Annotated in this window: 19 protein-coding genes; 6 read left to right on the plus strand and 13 right to left on the minus strand. The window is 74.9% G+C overall.

The annotated features are described in order from the left end of the window. Positions 1–46: 46 nt before the first annotated feature. Genes ACA361_RS22395 through ACA361_RS22405 form a run of 3 tightly spaced genes read right to left on the minus strand, consistent with a single transcriptional unit; the run spans position 47 to position 3,959 of the window. Positions 47–1,312, minus strand: coding sequence for a nucleotide sugar dehydrogenase (locus ACA361_RS22395; protein ID WP_375014618.1), 1,266 nt, complete (start codon positions 1,310–1,312; stop codon positions 47–49). Between the two features lie 47 nt (positions 1,313–1,359). Further along, on the minus strand, positions 1,360–2,460 hold the full coding sequence (gene wecB / locus ACA361_RS22400; RefSeq protein ID WP_375014621.1) for a non-hydrolyzing UDP-N-acetylglucosamine 2-epimerase: 1,101 nt from the start codon (positions 2,458–2,460) through the stop codon (positions 1,360–1,362). Beyond that, entirely contained in the window at positions 2,460–3,959 is a 1,500-nt protein-coding gene (locus tag ACA361_RS22405; protein WP_375014623.1) for a sugar transferase, read from the minus strand. Before ACA361_RS22405 ends, wecB begins: the two co-directional genes overlap by 1 nt. Before the next feature lie 198 nt (positions 3,960–4,157). Between ACA361_RS22405 and ACA361_RS22410 the strand changes: the two genes are divergently transcribed. The 4 genes from ACA361_RS22410 to ACA361_RS22425 all read left to right on the plus strand — a co-directional run bounded on the left by ACA361_RS22410 (position 4,158) and on the right by ACA361_RS22425 (position 8,101). Continuing rightward, complete coding sequence (locus tag ACA361_RS22410) at positions 4,158–5,174, plus strand: hypothetical protein (protein ID WP_375014625.1); 1,017 nt, start codon at positions 4,158–4,160, stop codon at positions 5,172–5,174. Between the two features lie 262 nt (positions 5,175–5,436). Next, entirely contained in the window at positions 5,437–6,063 is a 627-nt protein-coding gene (locus ACA361_RS22415; RefSeq protein WP_375014628.1) for a class I SAM-dependent methyltransferase, read from the plus strand. Beyond that, positions 6,060–7,253: a hypothetical protein gene (locus ACA361_RS22420; RefSeq protein ID WP_375014629.1), complete on the plus strand. Its 1,194-nt coding sequence runs from the start codon at positions 6,060–6,062 to the stop codon at positions 7,251–7,253. Before ACA361_RS22415 ends, ACA361_RS22420 begins: the two co-directional genes overlap by 4 nt. Continuing rightward, positions 7,250–8,101 carry a WecB/TagA/CpsF family glycosyltransferase gene (locus ACA361_RS22425; RefSeq protein ID WP_375014631.1) on the plus strand — a complete coding sequence of 284 codons (852 nt, stop codon included), beginning with the start codon at positions 7,250–7,252 and terminating at the stop codon, positions 8,099–8,101. Before ACA361_RS22420 ends, ACA361_RS22425 begins: the two co-directional genes overlap by 4 nt. Here ACA361_RS22425 and ACA361_RS22430 read toward each other — a convergent pair. Further along, positions 7,984–8,730 (minus strand): hypothetical protein, encoded by a 747-nt coding sequence (locus tag ACA361_RS22430; RefSeq protein WP_375014633.1) that lies wholly within the window; start codon positions 8,728–8,730, stop codon positions 7,984–7,986. The two genes, ACA361_RS22425 and ACA361_RS22430, sit on opposite strands and share 118 nt — an antisense overlap. A gap of 197 nt (positions 8,731–8,927) precedes the next feature. On the opposite strand from ACA361_RS22430, the gene ACA361_RS22435 reads away from it, so the two are divergent. Both ACA361_RS22435 and ACA361_RS22440 read left to right on the plus strand, forming a co-directional pair. Continuing rightward, positions 8,928–9,869 carry a hypothetical protein gene (locus ACA361_RS22435; RefSeq protein WP_375014635.1) on the plus strand — a complete coding sequence of 314 codons (942 nt, stop codon included), beginning with the start codon at positions 8,928–8,930 and terminating at the stop codon, positions 9,867–9,869. Positions 9,870–9,871: 2 nt separating this feature from the next. After that, complete coding sequence (locus tag ACA361_RS22440) at positions 9,872–11,209, plus strand: O-antigen ligase family protein (protein ID WP_375014637.1); 1,338 nt, start codon at positions 9,872–9,874, stop codon at positions 11,207–11,209. Between the two features lie 20 nt (positions 11,210–11,229). On the opposite strand, the gene ACA361_RS22445 is transcribed toward ACA361_RS22440, so the two are convergent. From ACA361_RS22445 to ACA361_RS22485, 9 genes are read right to left on the minus strand one after another with little or no spacing between them, the layout of a single operon-like run. Continuing rightward, positions 11,230–12,222 carry a hypothetical protein gene (locus ACA361_RS22445; RefSeq protein WP_375014639.1) on the minus strand — a complete coding sequence of 331 codons (993 nt, stop codon included), beginning with the start codon at positions 12,220–12,222 and terminating at the stop codon, positions 11,230–11,232. 18 nt (positions 12,223–12,240) lie between these two features. Then, complete coding sequence (locus ACA361_RS22450) at positions 12,241–13,332, minus strand: DegT/DnrJ/EryC1/StrS family aminotransferase (RefSeq protein ID WP_375014641.1); 1,092 nt, start codon at positions 13,330–13,332, stop codon at positions 12,241–12,243. Beyond that, positions 13,332–14,057 (minus strand): acetyltransferase, encoded by a 726-nt coding sequence (locus tag ACA361_RS22455; protein ID WP_375014643.1) that lies wholly within the window; start codon positions 14,055–14,057, stop codon positions 13,332–13,334. The genes ACA361_RS22450 and ACA361_RS22455 overlap by 1 nt, the downstream gene beginning before the upstream one ends. After that, on the minus strand, positions 14,041–15,498 hold the full coding sequence (locus tag ACA361_RS22460; RefSeq protein ID WP_375014645.1) for a lipopolysaccharide biosynthesis protein: 1,458 nt from the start codon (positions 15,496–15,498) through the stop codon (positions 14,041–14,043). The genes ACA361_RS22455 and ACA361_RS22460 overlap by 17 nt, the downstream gene beginning before the upstream one ends. 59 nt (positions 15,499–15,557) lie before the next feature. After that, positions 15,558–16,790, minus strand: a complete 1,233-nt coding sequence (locus ACA361_RS22465; RefSeq protein WP_375014647.1) for a glycosyltransferase family 4 protein — start codon at positions 16,788–16,790, stop codon at positions 15,558–15,560. Between the two features lies 1 nt (position 16,791). Beyond that, positions 16,792–17,907: a DegT/DnrJ/EryC1/StrS family aminotransferase gene (locus ACA361_RS22470; RefSeq protein WP_375014649.1), complete on the minus strand. Its 1,116-nt coding sequence runs from the start codon at positions 17,905–17,907 to the stop codon at positions 16,792–16,794. Beyond that, a complete protein-coding gene (locus ACA361_RS22475; RefSeq protein ID WP_375014651.1) occupies positions 17,904–19,130 on the minus strand; it encodes a glycosyltransferase in 1,227 nt (408 codons plus the stop codon). The genes ACA361_RS22470 and ACA361_RS22475 overlap by 4 nt, the downstream gene beginning before the upstream one ends. After that, a complete protein-coding gene (locus tag ACA361_RS22480) occupies positions 19,079–20,074 on the minus strand; it encodes an SDR family NAD(P)-dependent oxidoreductase (protein WP_375014653.1) in 996 nt (331 codons plus the stop codon). The genes ACA361_RS22475 and ACA361_RS22480 overlap by 52 nt, the downstream gene beginning before the upstream one ends. Beyond that, positions 20,071–21,195: a Gfo/Idh/MocA family protein gene (locus tag ACA361_RS22485; protein WP_375014655.1), complete on the minus strand. Its 1,125-nt coding sequence runs from the start codon at positions 21,193–21,195 to the stop codon at positions 20,071–20,073. Before ACA361_RS22485 ends, ACA361_RS22480 begins: the two co-directional genes overlap by 4 nt.

Raw genomic sequence — 21,195 nt, forward strand, 5'->3', positions numbered from 1 at the left:
CGATCAGCCAGACACGCCACGAGTCAACACATCCGCCGCGGCCGTGTCAGAGCGTCTCGATCGTGGGGCGGGCGGTCGCGCGGGTGTGGCCGCGCGCGTCGAACAGCAGCGTGGCGTGCTCGGCCAGCAGCTGCGGCTCGTACGCGGCGTGCCCGGTCAGCAGCAGCACCAGATCGGCCCGGCCGAGCGACTCCGCCAGTTCCCCGCCGGCCGCGGGCACATCGGCGCCGTCCACCTGCCAGGAGGGGACGTGCGGATCGTGGTACGTGAGGTGCGCGCCGAGGCGGGCGAGGCGGCGGGCGATGGGCCGGGCGGGCGATTCGCGCTGGTCGGCGATGTCGGCCTTGTAGGTGACGCCGAGGAGGAGGACGCGGGCGCCGTTGAGGGCTTGGCCGTGCTGGTTGAGGAGCTGCTGGGCGCGCTCGACGATGTAGCGCGGCATGCGGTCGTTGATCTCCTGGGCGAGTTCGACGAACCGGAACGGGTAGCCGAGCGAGCGGACCTTGTAGGACAGGTAGTTGGGGTCGATGGGGATGCAGTGGCCGCCGACGCCGGGCCCGGGGCGGAACGGCTGGAACCCGAAGGGCTTGGTGGCGGCGCAGTCGATGGCGTCCCACAGGTCGATGCCGAGTTCGTTGCAGAACACTGCCATCTCGTTGACGAGGGCGATGTTGACGTGGCGGTAGGTGTTCTCCAGGAGTTTGGCCATCTCGGCTTCGCGGGTGCCTTTGGCGAGGACGACCTGGGCGACGAACTTGCCGTAGAGGGCGGCGGCGGCCTGGGCGCAGGCTTCGGTGAGTCCGCCGACGATCTTGGGGGTGTTGGCGACGCCGTAGTGCGGGTTGCCGGGGTCGATGCGTTCGGGTGAGAAGGCCAGGTGGAAGTCGGTGCCGGCGGTCAGGCCGGAGCCTTCCTCCAGCAGCGGCCGCAGCACCTCCTCGGTGGTGCCGGGGTAGGTGGTGGATTCCAGGACGACCAGGTCGCCGGGGTTGAGGTGCGGGGCGATGGTGGCCGCGGCGCCCTTGACGGCGGTGAGGTCGGGGCCGCCTTCGGCCGACAGCGGGGTCGGCACGCAGATGACCATGGTGCGGGCGGCGCTCAGCAGCGTGTCGTCGGTGCTGGGCGCGAACCCGGCGGCGAGCATCTCGCGAACCTCGCCGTCGGTGACGTCGTCGATGTGCGAGCGGCCCGCGGCCAGGCCGTCGATGACGCGGGTGTCGCGGTCCAGGCCCCCGACGCGGAGTCCTGCCCGGCATGCCTCCCTGACCAACGGCAACCCGACATAACCGAGTCCGATGACCGCCAGATCCATGTCCTGCCTGTCTGGCCTGTCCGGCCCTGCCACGCCGCGCTCCGCCGTCATCGGGTGCTCTCCCGTCGCCAGGTCTGGATGACTTCCGCGATGCGTTCGCCCGCGTGGCCGTCCCAGAGCGGGGGCGTGCGTTTCGTTCCGTGACGGTCGGTCTCCAGGGCCTTGCGGGTCTCGGGGACGAGGTCGTCGAGGGTGACCAGGCGGTTGGTGCCGTGGGTGATGGTGATCGGCCGTTCGGTGTTGGGCCGTACGGTCAGGCAGGGGACGGCGAGGATGGTGGTCTCTTCCTGGAGGCCGCCGGAGTCGGTGACCACGGCGGCGGCGCCGCGTACGGCGGCGAGGAAGTCGATGTAGCCCAGCGGGTCCAGGACGTGGACGCCCTGGTGGGTGTCCAGGCCAGCGGCCAGCAGGTTGGCGCGGCCGCGGGGGTGGAGGGGGATGACGAGGTCGGCGAGGTCGGCGATGCCGTGCAGGTGGGTGACCAGGGCGGCGGCGGTGGCCGGGTCGTCGACGTTGGCGGGCCGGTGCAGGGTGGCCAGCACGTAGCGCTCGGGCAGGTGGTGGGCGGCGCGGACGGCGGCGGTGTCGAAGTGGCCGAGGTTGGTCAGCAGGGTGTCGATCATGGGGTTGCCGACCAGGTGCGCCCGGGCGGGGTCGATGCCCTCGGCGGCCAGGTGGCCGATCGCTTCGGGGCTGGTGACCAGGCACAGTGCGGAGAGCTGGTCGGTGAGGCGGCGGTTGACCTCCTCGGGCATGGTCATGTCGAAGCTGCGCAGCCCGGCCTCCACATGGGCGACCGGGAGGTGCAGCTTGGCCGCGACCAGCGCGGCGGCGATCGTCGAGTTCACGTCGCCGTACACGACGACCAGTTCGGGGGCGCGGCGCAGGAACTCGGCCTCCAGGCCGGTCATCAGGGCGGCGGTCTGGGCGGCGTGGCTGCCCGAGCCGACGCCGAGGTTGACGTCGGGTTCGGGCAGGCCCAGCTCGCGGAAGAAGATCTCCGACATCTTCTCGTCGTAGTGCTGGCCGGTGTGGACCACTGCCTGCGCGGCCCCGCGGGCCGCCAGCGCGTCGATCACCGGCGCCGCCTTGACGAAGTTCGGGCGTGCGCCGAGCACATGGAGGATGATCATTTCGTTCCCTGCCATCAGTAGGCGCCCTGGCCGCGGACCACGGCGGCGATCGTCTTCCAGAGGATCTGGGTGTCGAGGGTGAGCGACCAGTTCTCGATGTAGCGCAGGTCCAGCCGCACGGCCTCGTCCCACGGAAGGTCGGAGCGGCCGCTGACCTGCCACAGCCCGGTCATCCCTGGCTTGACGGCGAGCCGCCGGTGGACGTCCTCGCCGTACCGGTCGACCTCGTCCGGCAGCGGCGGGCGCGGGCCGACCAGGGACATCTCGCCGCGCAGCACGTTGACCAGCTGCGGCAGCTCGTCCAGCGAGAAGCGGCGCAGCCGGCCGCCGAGCCGGGTGACGCGCGGGTCGTCGCGGAGCTTGAACAGGACGCCGTTGCGGGCGTTCGGTGCCGCGACCTCGTCGCGGCGGCGGTCGGCGCCGACGACCATCGTGCGGAACTTCAGCATCCGGAACCGGTGACCGCCGCGGCCCACGCGCTCCTGCGCGTAGAGCGCCGGGCCGGGGTCGTCGACCCGGATGAGCAGCGCCATCAGCCCCCAGAGCGGGCCGAGCAGGACGAGCGCGGCGGCGGCCACGGCCCGGTCGAACATGCCCTTGAAGACGCGCCGGACGCCGGCGAGCTCGGGGTGGTCGACGTGCAGCAGGGGCAGCCCGGCGACCGGGCGGATCGTTGTGCGCGGGCCCGCGATGTCCAGCAGCGCGGACGCGACCAGCAGCTCGGTGTCGTTCTTCTCCAGCCGCCACGCGAGCCGGCGCAGCTCGACGCCGGCCAGCTCGGGGCAGGCCAGCACCGCGACGGTCTCCGCCCCGGTGCGCGCCACGACGTCGGCGACCTCGTCCAGCCGGCCCTCCACGGGCACGCCGCCGAGCCGGTCCGCGGTGCCGCCGGCCGGCAGGCAGGCGGCCACGATCCGCATCCCGTGGTACGGGGCGCGGCCGAACTCGCGGATCAGCTCGTCCACCGCCTCGCGGTGCCCGGCGGCCACCACCCGGCGCAGGCAGTCGCCGCGCGCCCGCCGCCGGTGCAGGCCCTTGCGCAGGTGGTAGCGGCCGGCGAGGGTCAGCGCGGTCACCAGCGGCAGCGCGATGACGACGTAGCCGCGGGCGACCTCGGCCTTGGTGGCGTACGAGGCGATGGCGACCGCCGCGGTGAGGCTGACCCCCGCGTTCAGGATGCGGCGGTACTCGTCGGACCCGATCCCGAAGAAGCGGGGGTCGTACGCGCGGGCCGCGGCGGCCCAGCCGACCCACAGCAGCGGCAGGCCGGCGGCCAGCACGACGTCCGGCCGGTACGCGAGAGTTTGGTCTCCGAAACGGAACACGAAACCGGCGAGGCCGGCCGTGAGTGCACAGCAGAAATCCACGGCAATGGCAAGACGAACATAGCGTGAAACCCAGCCGTCGCGTCCCGCTGCCCGCCTTCCCCGGTCGGGACGAACACCCGTGCCGGTATGGCCGATGACGCTCACCCGGTCATCCCCCGTCACCCTCTCCGTTGCCAGAAAGAACATTGACCGACCCGTTAAGCTTCCAGTCGAGGTTGGTAAAAGGAAGGCAAAAGGCCGACTCCGGACAGGACCCTGACCGGGAAGTGGATCAGTAATACGTGGTCAATAGCGATCCCGGTGGCCGGATTCGGACGATAAAGCGGCGGCACCGCGTGCCGCACTTAGCCTTGCGCCCATGTTCGACACCGCCGGGCAGGCTCGATGAAGGTGTCCGGGCGCTCGCCCGGCCGCCGTACCGCGCTGGCGGCGGTCGCGGCGGCCGCCGCCGTCGCCGCGGTGGCCGCCGCCGTCCTGCCGTTCCCGCGCGGCGGCGAGGGGGGCGGCGGCACCGGGACCGGCGCGGGGGCGAGCGGGCTCGATCTCGCCCGCGCGGGGACGCTGCTGTTCCGCAACGCGGCGCCCGGCCCGGAGAGCGGCCGGCTGGCGAGCGTGCCGGTCAAGGCGCCCGGCGGCACCCGGACCGTCAGCGACCTGCCGTGCGTCCGCGTCCACGCCAGGAACGGCACGGGCGCCTGCCTGACTGTCGAGCGCGGCGCGCACACGCAGGCGTACGCGCTGGCCCTGGACCGGCGCGGCGCGGTCACCAGGAAGGTCCCGATCCCGGGCGCGCCGAGCCGCGCGCAGGTCTCGCCCAGCGGCCGGATGATCTCCTGGACGGTGTTCGTCAGCGGCGACTCGTACGCCGGCGGGGACCTGTCCACCCGCACCGGGATCCTCGACACGAGAACCGGCCATGTCATCCCCGACCTGGAGCGCTTCACGCTGCTCCAGGACGGGCGGCCGAACACGTCCGTCGACCTCAACTACTGGGGCGTGACGTTCACCGGCGACGACGACCGCTTCTACGCCACCGCGAAGACCAAGGGCGTCACCTACCTGGTGCAGGGCCGGGTCAGCACGCAGGCGATGTGGACGATGCGGACCGGCGTCGAGTGCCCGTCGCTGTCGCCCGACGGGACGCGGCTGGCGTTCAAGAAGGCCACCGGTGACCCATCCCGGCCATGGCGGCTGCACGTGCTCGAGCTGCGCGGCATGAAGGAGACCGCGCTGGCCGAAACCGCGTCGATCGACGATCAGGCGATCTGGCTGGACGGGCGGAGCGTCGCGTACGGGCGGCTGCGCGGCGGGGCCGGCGAGGTCTGGACGGTCCCGGCCGACGGCTCCGGCGCGCCCCGGATCCTGCTGGCCAGCGCCTTCTCGCCGGCCGTGATCCGCTGAACCGGCAGCACCTCTATCGAACTTCGGAACCGGATTCTGTAGTCGCGCGCATTCGGTGCGCAACCATTTCGGTAGGACGTTTTCTCGACGATTTTCTACTGGTGTGCCGTGCCGATACCGGCCACTTCACGCGATGCCCTGTCCTGATCAGGCCACTTAACCAGGTGGCTTTTCCCGGTAGAACGGTCGCAATATTGGGCCGTCACGGGGAGCCGTTCGGGGAGATGCGTTGAGTCGACTGCACGCATTGCGTAATCGTTTCGTGGACGCACCGGGTTCCCTGGGGGCGCGCTACCGCGCCCGCCGCTGGGATTGGCTGTGCGCCGCCTTTCCTGAGCTGGACCGGATGTCGGTCATCGATCTGGGCGGCACCGCCGAATCGTGGCACCGCGCCCCGGTGCGGCCGGCCCGCGTGCACATCGTGAACCTGGAGAAACCGCCGGCGGATCCGCCGCCGTGGCTGCGCGCCGACCACGCCGACGCGTGCGAGCTGCCGGCGGAGATCCTCGGCGGCCGGTACGACCTGGTGATCTCCAACTCGGTGCTGGAGCATCTGGGCGGGCACGCGCGCCGCCGGATGTTCGCCGCCGCGGTGCACCGCCTCGCCGACCGGCACTGGGTGCAGACGCCGTACCGGTACTTCCCGGTCGAGCCGCACTGGGTCTGCCCGGGCATGCAGTTCCTGCCGCCGCCCGCGCGGGCGGCCGTGGCGCGGCACTGGCCGCTGGTGCACACGCCGCCCGCCGACCGGGCCGAGGCGCTGCGCGCCGTGCTGGAGGTCGAGCTGCTGAGCCGCACCGAGATGCGGGAGTACTTCCCGCACTCGCGGATCCTCGGCGAGAAGGTCGCCGGCCTCACCAAGTCGCTGATCGCGGTGAAGCGCTCGTGAACCTCGACACCCCCCGGCTGCGGGCCCTGGACGAGGCGGACCCGGCCGCCCGCGAAGTCATCGGCGAGCTGCTGGCGCAGGCGGTGCGCGGCCTGCCCCGGATGCGCACGGAACGCGGCGGCGGCACGGAACGCGGCGGCGGCGAGGCGGCGCCGTTCGTCTTCACCATGCGCGGCGAGCCCGGCGGGGACGGCGCCGTACCGGCCGGGCAGAGCCTGCGGTACGCGGCGATCGTGGCGCTCGGCGCGCGGCTGCTGCCGGAGGACGGGCAGCGCGCGGCGCTGGCCGGGCAGACGGCCGCCGAGCTGGCCGGGACGCTGCTGGCGCGGCTGAAGGACACCGGCGCGCGGGCCGTCACCTCGCTCGGCGACGTGGCGCTGGTGTGCTGGGCCGCCGCGGAGACCGGGCACGACGGGCTGCCGCAGGCCCTCGAACGGCTCGCCGGCGCCGACCGTCCCGGCCGCGGCCCGGTGTACACCGTGGACGCCGCCTGGGTGGTCGCCGCCCTGGCCGCCGCCCGCGACGCCGGCGCGCTGGACGCGTCCGCGCACGGGCTCGGCCACCTGAACAAGGCGCGCCGCCGGCTCCTGAACGGCCTGCGCGGCCGCGAGCTGTACGCCCACGAGGTCGGCGGGCGCGGCCTGGTCCCCCGCTACCGCGCCCACGTCGGCTGCTTCGCCGACCAGGTCTACCCGATCCAGGCGCTCGCCCGGCTCGGCGACGAGGAGTCGCTGGAGACGGCCGCGAAGGCCGCCGCGGGCGTCTGCGCGGCGCAGGGACCGGAGGGCCAGTGGTGGTGGCACTACGACGCCCGGACCGGCGGCGTCGTCGAGGGCTACCCCGTCTACAGCGTCCACCAGCACGCGATGGCGCCGATGGCGCTGCTCGACCTGGCCGCGGCGGGCGGCCCCGGCCACATGGACGCGATCGCCCGCGGGGTCGGCTGGCTGGCCCGCCCGCCGGAGACCGACGTCCCGCTGATGCCCGGCGATCCGGTGATGACCTGGCGCAAGGTGGCGCGCGCCGACCCCCGCAAGGCGGTACGGGGCGCGCGCGCCGCCGCGACGATGCTCCATCCCCGCTGGCGTACCGCGACGCTCGACCGGGTGTTCCCGCCCGGCGCGGTCGACCGGGAGTGCCGCCCCTACGAGCTCGGCTGGCTCCTCTACTCCTGGCTGGAGGATCGATGAACCGCGACGTTCCCGAGTCCGACCGAACGAGGGGCGGGACCGGCGGCCGGCGCCCCGGCGACCGCCGCGAGTTCCTCGGCGTGCGGCTGGATCCGCTGACCATCGACGAGACGGTGGCGGCCTGCGTGAAGGCCGTCGAGGAGCGGTCCCCGGTGACGATCGGCGTGCTCAACGCGGCCAAGATCGTACGGCTGCGCAGGGACGCGGACCTGCGCCGCGCGGTGCTGGACTGCGACCTCGTGCTCGCCGACGGGCAGTCGGTGGTGTGGGCGTCGCGGCTGCTGCGGGCGCCGCTGCCCGAGCGGGTGGCCGGGATCGACCTGATGCTGGCGCTGCTGCCGGAGGCGGAGCGGCGCGGCGACCGGGTGTTCTTCTTCGGTGCCCGCGCCGAGGTGCTGGAACGCACGGTCGCCGAGGTGCGGCGGCGCTTCCCGGGGCTGGTCGTCGCCGGGTCCCGGCACGGGTACTTCTCCACCGCCGAGGCGCCCGCGATCGCCGACGAGATCCGCGCGGCCGGGACCGACCTGCTGTTCATCGGCGTCTCGTCGCCGATGAAGGAGCTGTTCGTCCGGGACTGGGCGGCACGCAGCGGCGCGTACGTCGCGCACGGCGTCGGCGGGACGTTCGACGTGCTGGCCGGGGAGGTGCGGCGGGCGCCGGTGTGGTGGCAGCGGCACGGACTGGAGTGGCTGTACCGCGTGATCCAGGAGCCGCTGCGGCTGGGCCCGCGCTACTTCACGACGAACTTCACGTTCGTCGCGCTGGTGGGGCTCGCGGCGGTACGGGAGACCCTGCGCGGGATCGTCAGGCCGCGCCGGGCGCGGCGTCCGGGGGCCAAGAGCCCGTGACCCCGGCCCGGCCCCCCGCCGCCGCCGTTCCGCCGGCGGTCGGCGGCGACCGCCGCGTACAGCATGATCATGCCGCCGAGCAGCGCGACCGCGAGCAGCCGCCGCGAGGGGCGGCCCGTCATCGGCACCGCCTGGCCGGTGCCCGCCGTCACCTGCCAGGAGATCAGCGAGCCGGGCGCGGCGCCCTGCGAGCTCTGCCGGTCCAGCAGCTGCCGCCGCAGCACCTGGAGGACGGCCGCGTGGGTGCGCCGCGCGCCCGCCGCCGTGGAGTCCCGCGCCGCCACCGTGATGTGCGGCTGGTCGTGGATGGGCATCTCCTGGTTGCCGCGGTTGGCGAGCAGCACCTGGAACTCGCCGCGGCCCCCGGCGGCGCGGACGAGCCGGCGGCCCTGCTCCGAACTCAGGATCCGCACCGAGATCTCGGCGTTGGTGACCATGGCCGGGGTGAAGCTGGCGTAGGCGTTGCGGGGGAACGGCGAGCGCGGCGAGAGCAGCGTGATGGCCGAGCGCTGCTCGTGGTCGGGCGGCGCGGTCTTCACGTGGAGCAGCGCCGCCAGCGTCAGCGCGGCGACCGCGAGGGTCACCAGCCGGCTGCGCCACAGCGCGGCGCCGAAGTCCCGAATGGTCACGAGCACCCCCCGCCCGTCCGGTCCCGCCCCGTCCGCGCCGTCCGTCCCGGTACGTACCGGACATCGTGGCACGCCGCCGCCCGCGGCGGCCGCCGCTCGCCAGGTGTGGCCATCCGGGTGACGCGCGCCCGGCCGCTGCGCACGATGGTGATGATCGACGTGCTCGCCCGCCTCGGCGAGCCCGCCTAGGGGGACTGGTGGATCTACTCGACTGGATGGGCATCCTGCTGCGGCGGTGGCTGCTGACGGTGCCGCTGCTGCTGCTCGCGCTGGGCGGCGTCGCCGCGGCGGCGGTGCTGACACCGTGGACCTACGAGGCCAAGGCGAGCGTGGTGTTCCTGGCCTCCCCGTTCCAGGCGCGGGAGGCCGGCGGCAACCCGTGGCTGATCTTCGACAGCTCGCTGACCATCACCGCCGAGGTGGTGGGCCGGGAGATGATGGACGACCGCACCGCCGCCGAGCTGCGCGGCCGCGGCCTGACCGCCGAGTACGAGGTCGGCGTCGCGCAGGACTCCACCGGCCCGGTACTGGCCGTGGACGTCACCGGGCCGGACGAGAAGGTCACCAAGGGCACGCTGGACGCCCTGGTGGCCGCGATCCCGCAGCGGCTCGCGCAGCTCCAGGCCAAGGAGGGCGTGGCCGAGCGGGCGCAGATCAGGGCGAACGTCGTCACCGCGAGCCCGTCCGCCACGCTCGCGCCCACCGGCAAGATGCGCACGCTGGTGATGGTGCTGTTCGTCGGGCTGGCGCTCACGGTGGCGGTACCGCTGTTCGCCGAGGTCCTCTCCGAACGCCGCAAGCGCGTCCGCGCGGGCGCCGGAGCGGGTGCGGGCGCCGGCGGCAAGGCGGGCGAGGGCCCCGAGCCGCCCGCGGTTCCGGCGACGGGCTACGACGACGGCCCGGCCGCCGCGGAGCCGTCGCCGAACGGCGTCACGCTGCCGGACGTACCGCTCCCCCGGAAGGTGAACGGGACGAAACGGCAGGACGGCGCGAAGACCGCGCCCAGGGAAGGCCCGAAGCGCCCCGCCGAACCCGCCGAACCCGCCGGCCCCGCCGCGTCCGCCGAGAGCGCCGCCGAGGCCAAGGAGAAGGCGTCGGCGCGCTCCGGCTCCGGGCGCTACCGCAGGCCGGGAAGCTGACCTTGGCCGCCACCACGGCCGCGTCCGGTACGGGATCGCCGGGCGGGCTGATCGCGGACCCCGCGGGGACGCGGCCGCTGCCCGGGCGGGTGGACGCCGTCACCGTGCTCAGCGCGTTCGTGCTGGTGCTGACGGTGGTGCCCGCGCGGTTCGTGGTCGGCCCGCTCGGCGCCGCCGGCACCCCGGCGGGGATCATGGCGGTGCTCTGCCTCGGCTGGTACCTCAGCTCCATGATCACGGCCCGGACGACGCCGCTGCGCGGGCCGCAGCCGGTCCGCTCGGTGATGGTGCTGTTCGCCTGCTCGATCCTGGCCGCGTACGCCGCCGCGATGGGCCGGAACCTGCCCGGGCTGGAGGCGAACGGAGCCGACCGCGGCCTGATCCTGATGCTCGGCTGGATCGGCGTCGCGCTGCTGGCCGCCGACGGCATCCCGGACCTGGAACGGCTGGAGGCGGTCCGGCGCAGGCTGGTCGCGGGCGGCGGCCTCATCGCGGCGGTCGGCGCGTTCCAGTTCTTCACCGGCGTCGACCTGGCCGGGTACCTGGCGTTCCCGGGGCTCACCACGTCCACGTCGTACACCTCGGTGCTCCAGCGCGAGGAGTTCAACCGGCCGATGGCGACGGCCACGCACCCCATCGAGTTCGGGGTGGTGATGGCGATGCTGCTGCCGCTGGCGCTGCACGGCGCGGTCCGCGCCGGGAAGGGGCGGCGGTTCCGCGGCTGGCTGCCGGTGGCGCTGATCATGATCGTGCTGCCGATGACGGTGTCCCGGTCGGCGATGCTCGGCATGGTCGTCGTGGGCCTGGTGGTCCTGCCGGTGTGGCCCGCGATGTGGCGGGTCTGGGCGGTGCTGGTCGTCGGGCTGCTGTCGGTGGCGCTGCGCGCCGTGGTCCCCGGCCTGATCGGGACGCTGACCGGCCTGGTCTCCTCCATCGGCAGCGACTCCAGCACGACCACCCGGACGGACGACTGGGCGGTCATCGGGGAGGCGGTGGCGCCGCGGCCCTGGTTCGGGCAGGGCTTCGGCACGTACCTGCCGCAGACGTACCGGATCCTCGACAACCAGTACCTGCTGTCGCTGGTGGAGACCGGGATCGCCGGCCTGGCGGTGCTGCTGGTCGTGCTGGTGTCGGGCTGGGCGCTGGCGCGGAAGGCGCGCAAGGCGAGCGCCGACCCGGAGACGCGGCACCTCGCGCAGTGCTTCGCCGCGTCGATGGCGGTGGCGGTGGCGTCGTACGCGACGTTCGACGCGTTCAGCTTCCCGATGGCCGCGAGCCTGACGTTCCTGTGCCTGGGATGCTGCGGCGCGCTGTGGCGGATGACGCGACCCGCCTCCTGAGCGGCGCCTCCAGAGCGGGGTCAGGGCCGGACGGGCCTGCCGGTGTCGGCCCAGACGTTGTCCTTCCAGACGTTGCCCTTCCCGGCCGGGTCCCACGCGGTGACGGGGCCGTACCGGCCGCCCTTCCCGAAGTGGTCGCGGCTGAACGCGTTCCGGGTGATCCTGATGTTGGTGGGGGCGCCGAACCTGCCCTTGCCGCCGTACACCGCGTACCCGCCGCCGCCCAGCAGGTTCCCGGTGATCGTCACGTCGCGCGCCCGGCTGAAGTCCTGGTAGATCGAGATCGCCGAGGTCTGCGCGACCGGGTTGAGCAGCACGCTGTGCCGGACGACCAGGGACAGCCCCGGCGCCGGGCTGCCGTTGGACTGGAACGCGGTCACGTGGTCGCCCGGGTACTCCTTCAGCTTCCGGATCACCGAGTCCTCGACCAGCCCGTGGTCGGTCACGATCCCGTTGCTGACGGTGTGGACGTGCACCCGGCGGGCGGTCATCGTCCCGCCCTGGTTGAGGATGCCGTACTGCGTCTTGGTCCGGCCGTCCCCGCTGATCTCGCTGTTCTCCACCCGCAGCCCGGACCGGCCCTTGCGCTGGATGATCGCCCACTGGCCCGATCCGAGGACCCGGGTGTTGCGGATCGTGACGTTGTCGGCGTCCACGTTGATCTCGGTGCTCACCCGCAGCCCGTCGATCACCGTGCCGTTCCTGCGGACGGTGATCGGGCCGCTGGAGCGCAGCGGCTTCCCGCGCGGCACGCCGACCATGTCCAGCGTCGGCCAGGTGAGGCGGGAGCCCTCGCCGCCGACCGGCGCCGGGCTCTTGAGCCGCAGCGGCGGGACGGACACCGCGCCGCTCGGGCTGGGGCTCGGCGTGGCCGTCGGCGGCGCCTTCGCGGTGCGGGTGCCCTTGGCCGTACGGCCGGACCCGTCACCGGAGCAGGCGGCCGGGCCGGCGGCCGCGCACGCGACGGCGAGCGCGGCCACCGGGATTCTCCTGAGCGTCCTGGGCAGGGCCATGGCGGCCTCCTTCAGCGGTCAGCCGAGGATCTTGCGGAGGGCGGCGGCGACCCGTTCCTGCTGCGCCGCGGTGATCTGCGGGAACATCGGCAGCGACAGGATCTCGCCGGCGGCCGCCGCGGCGACCGGGAAGTCGCCGGGGCCGTGTCCGAGGTACCGGAACGCCGGCTGCATGTGCACCGGGACCGGGTAGTGGACGCCGCAGCGCACGCCCAGCCCGGCGAGCCGCCCGGCGACCTCGTCCCGGTCCCGTCCGGTGACGCGGACGACGTACAGGTGCCAGACGTGCTCCTCCCCGGCCGGTGCCGGGAGGGTCAGGCCGGGGACGCCGTCGAGCAGTTCGGCGTAGCGGGCGGCGGCGGCGCGGCGCAGGCCGTTCCAGGCCGCCAGGCGGCGCAGCTTGGCGCGCAGGACGACGGCCTGGAGCGTGTCCAGCCGCGAGTTGAACCCGATGATCTCGTGCCGGTACTTGCGCTCGCTGCCGTGGTCGCGCAGCAGCCGCACCGTACGGGCCAGCTCGGCGGAGCCGGTGACGACCGCGCCCGCGTCGCCGTACGCGCCGAGGTTCTTGCCGGGGTAGAAGCTGGTCGCGGCGATGGCGCCGAACAGCCCCTCCCCCGCGATCCGCGCGCCCTGCGACTGCGCCGCGTCCTCCAGCACCGGCGGCCCCAGCTCCAGGAACGGCGCCGCCGGGGCGAGCCGCCCGTACAGGTGGACGGGCACGATCGCCGCCGTCGCGGGACCGACCGCCTTCGCCGCCGCGGCCGGGTCCATCAGCAGATGCTCGGGCTCGGCGTCCACCAGCACCGGCCGGGCGCCCGTCCGGACCACGGCCTCGGCGGTGGCGACGAACGTGTTGGCGGGCAGCACCACCTCCGAGCCCGGCCCGGCGCCGAGCGCGCGCAGCGCCAGTTCGAGCGCGTCGGTGCCGTTGGCGACGCCGACGCAGTGCGCGGCGCCGGCGAACGCGGCGTACTCGCGCTCGAACGCGTCCACGTCCGGCCCCTGCACGAACGCCGTCGCCGCCAGCACCCGCCGGAACCCGGCGAGCACCTCCTCCTCGACCTCGGCGTGCGCCGCCGCGAGATCGACGAACGGAACGTCCACCATCAGCTCACCTCTCCGACCTCGGGTGCCGGGCGCAGGCGGCGGGCCGGGGAGCCCGCCCAGACCTCGCCCGGCGGTACGTCGCGCAGCACGACCGCGCCCATGCCGACCAGGGCGCCCGCCCCGATCGCGACGCCCTCCCGGACGAGCGCCCCGGCGCCCACGTAGGCGCCGGGCCCGACCGTCACGCCGCCGCCCAGCCGGACGCCGGACGCGATCGTGGCGAAGTCCCCGACCTCGTCGTCGTGGGTGAGCGTGACGTGCGGCATGACGGCGACGTGCGCGCCGACGCGGACCGACGCGGTCAGCGCGGTCTGCGCGAGCACGACCGAGCCCGCGCCGATCCGGGACGAGGGCGCGACCGACGCCGCCGGGTGCACGACCGTCGCGTACCGGTGCGCGGGCAGGCCCAGCCGCCGGACGATCCGCGCCCGGCTGCCGTAGTCGCGGGGGCTGCCGGTGCAGACAACGAGCCGGGCCGGGGTGCTCTTCGCGATCTCCTCCACGCCGCCGAGGACGGGCAGCCCCTCGATGCGGGTGCCGTGCCGGGCGGGGTCGTCGTCGGCGAATCCGGCCGCCGTCCGGTCCGGCAGCGCGGCCACGGCCTGCGCGGTCTCGCGGCCGAACCCGCCCGCCCCCACGATCACCAGTTCGGACGGCCCGTGGCCGGCCGACCTGTGGTCAGAGGGCTCGTGGTCGAGCCGCCAGTGGTCAGACTGCTCGGGCATCGGCGGCCTCCATGGTTCGCAGCCCGTGCAGGGCGGTGCGCATCGGGCGGAGCAGCAGGCCCAGGGCCGCCAGCGCGGCCGTGCCCGCGACCGCCAGCGCGATCGGATCGGCGGGGATCAGGACGTGCGCGCTCCAGGCGGCGAGCCCGACCCCGGCCGCCAGCAGCGCGGGCGGCGCGGTACGGGCGAGGAAGCGCAGCGCGGGGATCCCGGCGCGGCGGAGTTCCCGCAGGTAGAGGGGCAGGACGACGAGCGCGGCCACCAGCACGTGCGCGACCGCCGCGCCGGCGAGGCCGTCCAGCCGGGCCCCGGCGACCAGCGCCGGGACGAGCGCGGCCAGCCAGACGACCTGGACGGTGAACACCGCCCGCGTCCGGGCCAGCACGACGAAGTAGTCGTAGACCAGCTCGAACATGATCCGGAACCCGCCGAGCACCGCCAGCCACAGCAGCACGGCCGCCGCGGGCTCCCAGCTCGTCCCGTACACGAGCCGGACCAGCGGGCCGGCCGCGCCCGCCAGCAGCAGGCAGACCGGCAGCGTCAGGCCCGCGAGCAGCCCGGCGGTCGACAGGAACGCGCGCCGCAGCGCGGGCGGGTCGTGCTGGAGCCGGGCGAACGCGGCCGGAGCGACGGCGCGCACCGGCTGCGAGAACATCGTGACCGGCCAGTTGGAGAGGTTGAACGCGAGCACGTAGAACCCGAGCGCGGTGGGGCCGAGCAGGTGCCCGACGACGAGCTGGTCCACGCTGCCGGCCGCGAACAGCACGACGCTCGACCCGGCCAGCGGCAGCCCGAACCGCAGCAGCGCCCGCGCCGCCGCCGGGTCGAACCCGAACCGCAGCGGTCCCGGCGCCGCCCACGCCAGCAGGACGGCCGACGCGCCCGCGCCCGCCAGCCGCCCGACGGCCAGGCTCATCGCGCCCATCCCGGTCACCGCCAGGCCGATCGACACCAGCGCGCCGCCCCAGTTGTTGACCTGGTCGGCCAGCGCCCTGCGGTCCTGGCGGAACCCGCGCTGGAGCAGCGCGGCGGGCACCGCCACCAGCCCGTTGACCACCACGTTCAGGGTGAGCAGCCGGATCACGCCGGTCGCGCCCGGCGCGCCCATCGCCGCGGCGAACGCGGGCGCGCCCAGGAAGCACCCCGCGTAGATCGCGCAGCTGGACGCCACCGAGATCGTCGCGACGGTCGGCGCGATCTCCTTCGGGTCGCCGGGCCAGCGCACGATCGCCAGGCTGACGCCCAGCTCGTTGAAGCTGAGCACGGCCAGCAGCGCCACCATCGCCACCGCGAACACGCCGAACTCGGCGGGGCCGAGCAGCCGGGCCAGCGCGATCCCGATCGCGAGCGTCCCCAGCCGCGCCGCCGCCGTGTTGGCGAGGCTCCACCCGAGCGCCCGGGACGCCTTCCCGAAGAGGGAGTCCTCCTCCCCGACCGTCACTCTCAGCGTCCCCGGTCGCCTCCGGGGCGCCTTCCGGCGCCGCCTTCCCTCCGGTTCCCTCACCGCGGCCCCGCGACGGCGTTGAAGTCGTCCAGGGCGACCGTGCCGCGGAGCTTTCGGGCGCGGCGCTCGACCTTGTACGCCAGCACGCGGCCGACCGTGCTCGCCGCGTCGCGCCGTACGGCCAGGCCGGCGCCGGTACGGGCGGCGTCCAGCGCCCGCTCGTAGATCCGTTCCTGGACGCGGGCGGCGGCCTCCAGGCTGAACCGCTCGACGACCAGGCCGCGGCCGTACTCGCCCAGCTCGCGGCGGCGCTCCTCATCGCCGATCAGGGCGCGCAGGACGGCCTCCAGCCGGTCGGCGCCCGCGCCGCCGACGCCGTACCAGCCCTGGTCGAGGAACGTCCCGCTGGTCTCGGGGGTGAGCGGCTCGAAGAAGCCGCGCTCGCCCTGGACGATCAGCGGCCGGGCGAACGCCATCGCGCGCAGCGCCGAGCCGCCCATGGCGAGCGCGATCGTCGCGGCCGCGTACGCCGGGCGCGGGTCGTCGATCTGGCCGGTGAGCACCACGACGCGGCGGCCCGCCCGCGCGTTGACCTCGGCGGCGCGCTCCTCGACGCGGCCGCGGCACGGGCCGTCGCCGACGATGACCAGCCGCAGCGGGGTGTCGGCGGCCAGCCGGCCGGCCACCTCGACGGCGGTGAGCAGGCCCTCCAGCTTCAGCTCGGCCGCCAGCCGGCTCACCGCGACGATGTCCACCGGGCCGCGCTCCAGGCCGAACCGGCGCCGGAACTCCGCGTCGGGATGGCCGGGCGCGTTGGCGCGCACGTCCACCGGCGGCTCGATCAGGTGCACCGCTCCGGGGCGGCGGCCGCGCCGTTCCAGGACCTGGCGCCGGATCTGCTCCGTGCCGACCACCAGCGGCAGCGAGGGCGGCAGGAACGGCGCGACCGCCATCGACATCACCGTGCAGACGGCGGCGGCGCCGCGCCTGTTCCGCACCGCGTGGAACGCCTCCAGGCCGGGCGGCCACTCGTACCCGTGCACGACGTCGAAGCCGCGCTCGCCCACCAGCGCGCGCAGCCTCCGCACGGTGGCCGGGGCGGGACGGCGGCGGCCGGCGTCGAGCGGGAAGTGCTCGATGCCCTCGGCGCGCACCCGGTCCACCAGCGGGCCCGGCTCGCTGACGATCCCGACGGCATGGCCCAGCTCGCGCATCGCGGCGGCCAGCTCGATGGCGTTCAGCTGGCTGCCGCCGATGGCCATGTCGTGCGGGTAGACCAGGATCCTCACCTCACACCGCCGTGATCGTCTCAACCACCTGGTCCTGCTGCTCCTCCGTCATGTCATGGAAGAGCGGCAGGATCAGGGAGCGGGTGGTGAACCGGTCGGTGACGGGCAGGTCGGCCGGTACGCCGGCGTACGCGGGCTCGCGGTGCGCCGCCATGATGCCGCGCCGGGCGGAGACGCCCGAGGCCAGCATGCGGCGGAGCAGGTCGTCGCGGCCCAGCGGGAAGTCGTCGGGGAGCAGGATCCAGAACGACTGGTAGTTGGTGCGGCCGGAGTCGGGGTCGCGCGCGCACTCCAGCCCGGGCACGCCGGCGAGCAGCCGGTGGTAGCGGGCCGCCAGGGCGCGGCGGCGGGAGACGATCGCGTCCAGCCGGGCCAGCTGGACCAGCCCGACCGCGGCCTGGAGGTCGGTCATCCGGTAGTTGAAGCCGGTCTCGGCGTACTCCTCGATCACCACCTCGGCGCTGGCGTGCCGCTCGGCGGCGCTCACGCTCATGCCGTGCTCGCGCAGCCGCCGCGCCCGCCGCGCCCGGTCCGCGTCGGGCGTGGTGAGCATGCCGCCCTCGCCGGTGGTCAGCAGCTTGCGGGGGTGGAACGACCACGCGGCCAGGTCCGCGCCCGCGCCGGCCGGGCGGCCCCGGTAGACCGAGCCGGCCGCGCAGGCGGCGTCCTCGATCACGGTGATGCCGCGCGGGTCGCAGGCGGCGCGGATCCCGTCCAGGTCGACCGGCACGCCCGCCTGGTCGACGGCGATCACGGCGCGGGTCCGGCCGGTCAGCGCGACCTCGACGGTCTTGCCGGTCAGGTTGCCGGTGGCGGGGTCCACGTCGGCGAACACGACCTCGGCGCCCGCGTGCCGGACGACGTTGGCGGTCGCGATGAACGACAGCGACGGCACGACGACCTCGTCCCCCGGCCCGACGCCCGCCAGCAGCAGCGCCAGGTGCAGCGCGGTCGTGCAGGACGACGTGGCGACGCCGTGCCCGGCGCCGGCGCGGGCGGCGAACGCGCTCTCGAACTCGGCGACGCGCGGCCCCTGGGCCACCCATCCCGACCGTACGGCCTCGGCCACCGCGGCGGCCTCCTCCTCGCCCAGCACGGGCCTGATCACCGGAATCACGGCGCGGACACCCTCTCCTTGTCGGCGGCGGGCCGGATGCCGAGGATCTCGGCGAGGGCCCGGGCGCGGTGGTCCCAGTCGTGCCGGGCGGCGAACCGGCGCCGCCGTTCGGCCAGGGACGGTGCGGTCTCGGCGGCCAGTTCGGCGCCGACCGCGCGGACGAACCCGGCGGCCGTGCCCGCGGAGCGGATCAGCTCGGCGCCCTCGGGGTCGGCGCGCAGGAAGCGGCTGGCGGGCAGGTCGGTCGCGACGGCGGCGCGGCCGGCGGCCAGGTAGTCCAGCGTCTTGATGGGGAAGCTGGCCCGGTTGAACGCGCCGTCGGCGTACGGTGTCAGCCCGACCTTGATCGTCCGCATGTAGGAGGGCAGCTCGGCGAAGCCCTTGCGGCCGGTCCAGTGCACGTCCGGGCGGGCCGCCAGCGCCGCGAAGCGGGCCGGCTCGAACGCCGGGTCGTGCGGGCCGACCAGCACCAGCGGGTGCCCGGCCGCCGCGACGCCCTCCAGCAGCGCGAGGTCGATGCGGGCGTTGATGTGGCCGACGAACCCGGCGGCGGGCCGGTCCAGGCGGGGGACGTCGGGCGGCCACGGCGCCGACCCGATCCCGCCGTAGGCGGCCGGCGCGCAGCCGGTCGGGATCAGCGCCGCGTCCCGGCCGCGGCCGCGGAAGTCGTCCCGCAGCGGCGGTGACACGGCCACGACCGCGTCCGCGCCCGCCAGCAGCCGGTCGCGGTCCCTTTCCAGCCGCCGCCGGGGCAGCCGGACCAGGTCCGCCCCCGCCACGAGGTCGTCGGTGGCGTAGAAGACCGTGCGGGCGCCCGGGGCGGCGCCGAGCAGGCCGCCGTCGTACCGGGCGATGACGGCGGCCGTCACCCGCCGCCCGAGACCGCTCGCCGCCTTCCGGGCCGCGCGCCGCGTCAGCGCGGCCGCGACGCGGCGCATCCCCGGCCGGTACGCGCCGGGCGGCACCCGCGGGATCAGCCGCCACAGGCCGCGCGCCTCCCTGCGCAGCGCCGGCCCCTCCAGCGACGCCGCCAGGTGCGGGCGCAGCACCGGCGTCAGGAACGAGACGGGCGGATCGACGTACAGGACGGGCGCCATCGCGGCGAGCCGCTCGGCCAGCTGCCGGTCGGTGCCCGCCACGCCGTCGTACGCCGTGCCGCCGAAGTAGACGATCACGTGCCGGCCGTCCCCGGGCCGCCGCCCGCCGCCCGTTCGGCCCGCCACCACTCGACCAGCCGCCGCAGCCCCTCGTCCAGCCCGACCTGGGGTTTCCAGCCGAGCCGCTCGCGGGCGGCGGACACGTCGGCGAGCCGCCGCTCGACGCCGTTCACGGCGCGGGCCGGGCCGAACTCCAGGCCCAGGTCCTTGGCGTCCATCGTGCGCAGCAGCGCCTCGGCCAGCTCGCGGAGGCTGGTCTCGGTGCCGGTGCCGATGTTGAAGACCGCGTCGGTGGTGTCGCTCTCGGCGGCGAGCAGGTTCGCGCGGGCGATGTCCTCGGTGTAGACGAAGTCCATCGTCTGGAGGCCGTCGCCGAGGATCAGCGGCGGCTCGCCCGCGGCGATGCGGTCCATCCAGCGGATCAGCACCTCGGTGTAGAGGCCGTGCACGTCCATCCGCGGCCCGTACACGTTGAAGTAGCGCAGCGCCACGTAGTCCAGCCCGCGCATCGCGTGGAAGCTGCGCAGCATGCCCTCGTTGAACGCCTTGGCGGCCCCGTAGAAGGTGTCGTTGGCGTACGGGTGCTGGGTCTCGGCCGTGGGGAACGCGTCGGCCATGCCGTACACCGACGCCGACGACGCCGCCACCACCTTGCGGACGCCGCGGTCGGCGGCCGCCTCGACCACCTCGAACGTGCCGTCGACCAGCACCTCCAGCGCGAGCCGCGGCTCCTGCGCGCACTGGGTGATGCGGATCGCGGCCTGGTGGAACAGCACGTCCACGCCCTCCAGCAGCGCCCGGACGAGCGCGCGGTCGCGGATGTCGCCCTCGACCACCCGGACCCGGCCGCCGCCGGCGGCCACCGCGGCGGCCAGGTTGGCGCGCCGGCCGCGGGTGAAGGTGTCGAGCACGATCACCTCGGCGGCGCCCGCCGCCAGCAGCCGGTCGACGATGGTGGAGCCGATCGTGCCGGCGCCGCCGGTGACCAGGCAGCGGGATCCTGCGATCATGCGTTCTCCTCGATGAGGGGCCGGTGCTTCTCGTGCGCGCTCACTTCCGAGACCGGGACGAGCCGGCCGCCGGCGGCGGCGCTGCGGCTGGCGGCCTCCAGCAGCGCGACGACCCGCAGGCCCGCGCCGCCGTCGGTACGGGCCGGGCGGCCCTCCCCGATCGCCGCCGCGAACTCGGCCATCACCTCGCGCAGCGCCTCCCGCTCGGGCAGCGCCGGGACCAGCACGTCCCCGACGCGGTACGAGATCAGCGCCTGGTGCCGCGCGGCCGGGTCGAGCGAGCCGGCCGGGGCGAGGTCGACGCCGCGGTCGTACACGGCGAGCCGCTGGACGGGGTTGAGGTCGTCCCAGACGATCGTGCGCCGGGACCCGCCGATCACCGTGGTGCGGATCTTGGTGGGGCTGAGCCAGTTGACGTGGACGTGCGCCATCACGCCGGTCGACAGCCACACCGACAGGTGCGCCATGCACAGCCGGCCCGCGTCGATCGGGTCGGCGCCGCTGGCGGCGACGGCGTCCATCGTGACGCCCTCGGGCAGCACGTGGTCGAGGATCGACAGGTCGTGCGGCGCGAGGTCCCACAGCACGTCCACGTCGGGCTGGACGAGCCCGAGGTTGATCCGGACCGAGTCGACGAACTGGATCTCGCCGATCTCGCCGCCGCGCACCAGCTCGCGGATCTTCCGTACGGCCGGGGTGTAGCAGTACGTGTGGTCGCACATCAGCACCAGCCCGGACCGCCGCGCCAGGTCCACGAGCTTGGCGCTCTCGTGCACGGTCGGCGTCAGCGGCTTCTCGACCAGGACGTGCTTGCCGGCCTCCAGCGCGGCCCGGACCAGGTCGAAGTGCGTCGCGGCCGGGGTGGCGACGGCGACGGCGCCGACGGCCGGATCGTCCAGGACGTCCTGGTACGAGGCCGTCGCGCGCACGGTCGTGTAGCTGCCCAGGACGGCCCGCGCCCGCTCCACGTCCAGGTCGCACAGCCACTCCAGCCGCAGCGCCGGGGTGGCCTGCGCGGTCCGGACGAGGTTCGGGCCCCAGTAGCCGGCGCCGATCACCGCCAGGCCGACGGGCGTCTCGCCCCGTGCCAAGGCGCCCCGTGCCAGGTTGCTCTGTCTCAA

This window comes from Actinomadura sp. 21ATH (assembly GCF_041951345.1).
Taxonomy (GTDB): domain Bacteria; phylum Actinomycetota; class Actinomycetes; order Streptosporangiales; family Streptosporangiaceae; genus Spirillospora.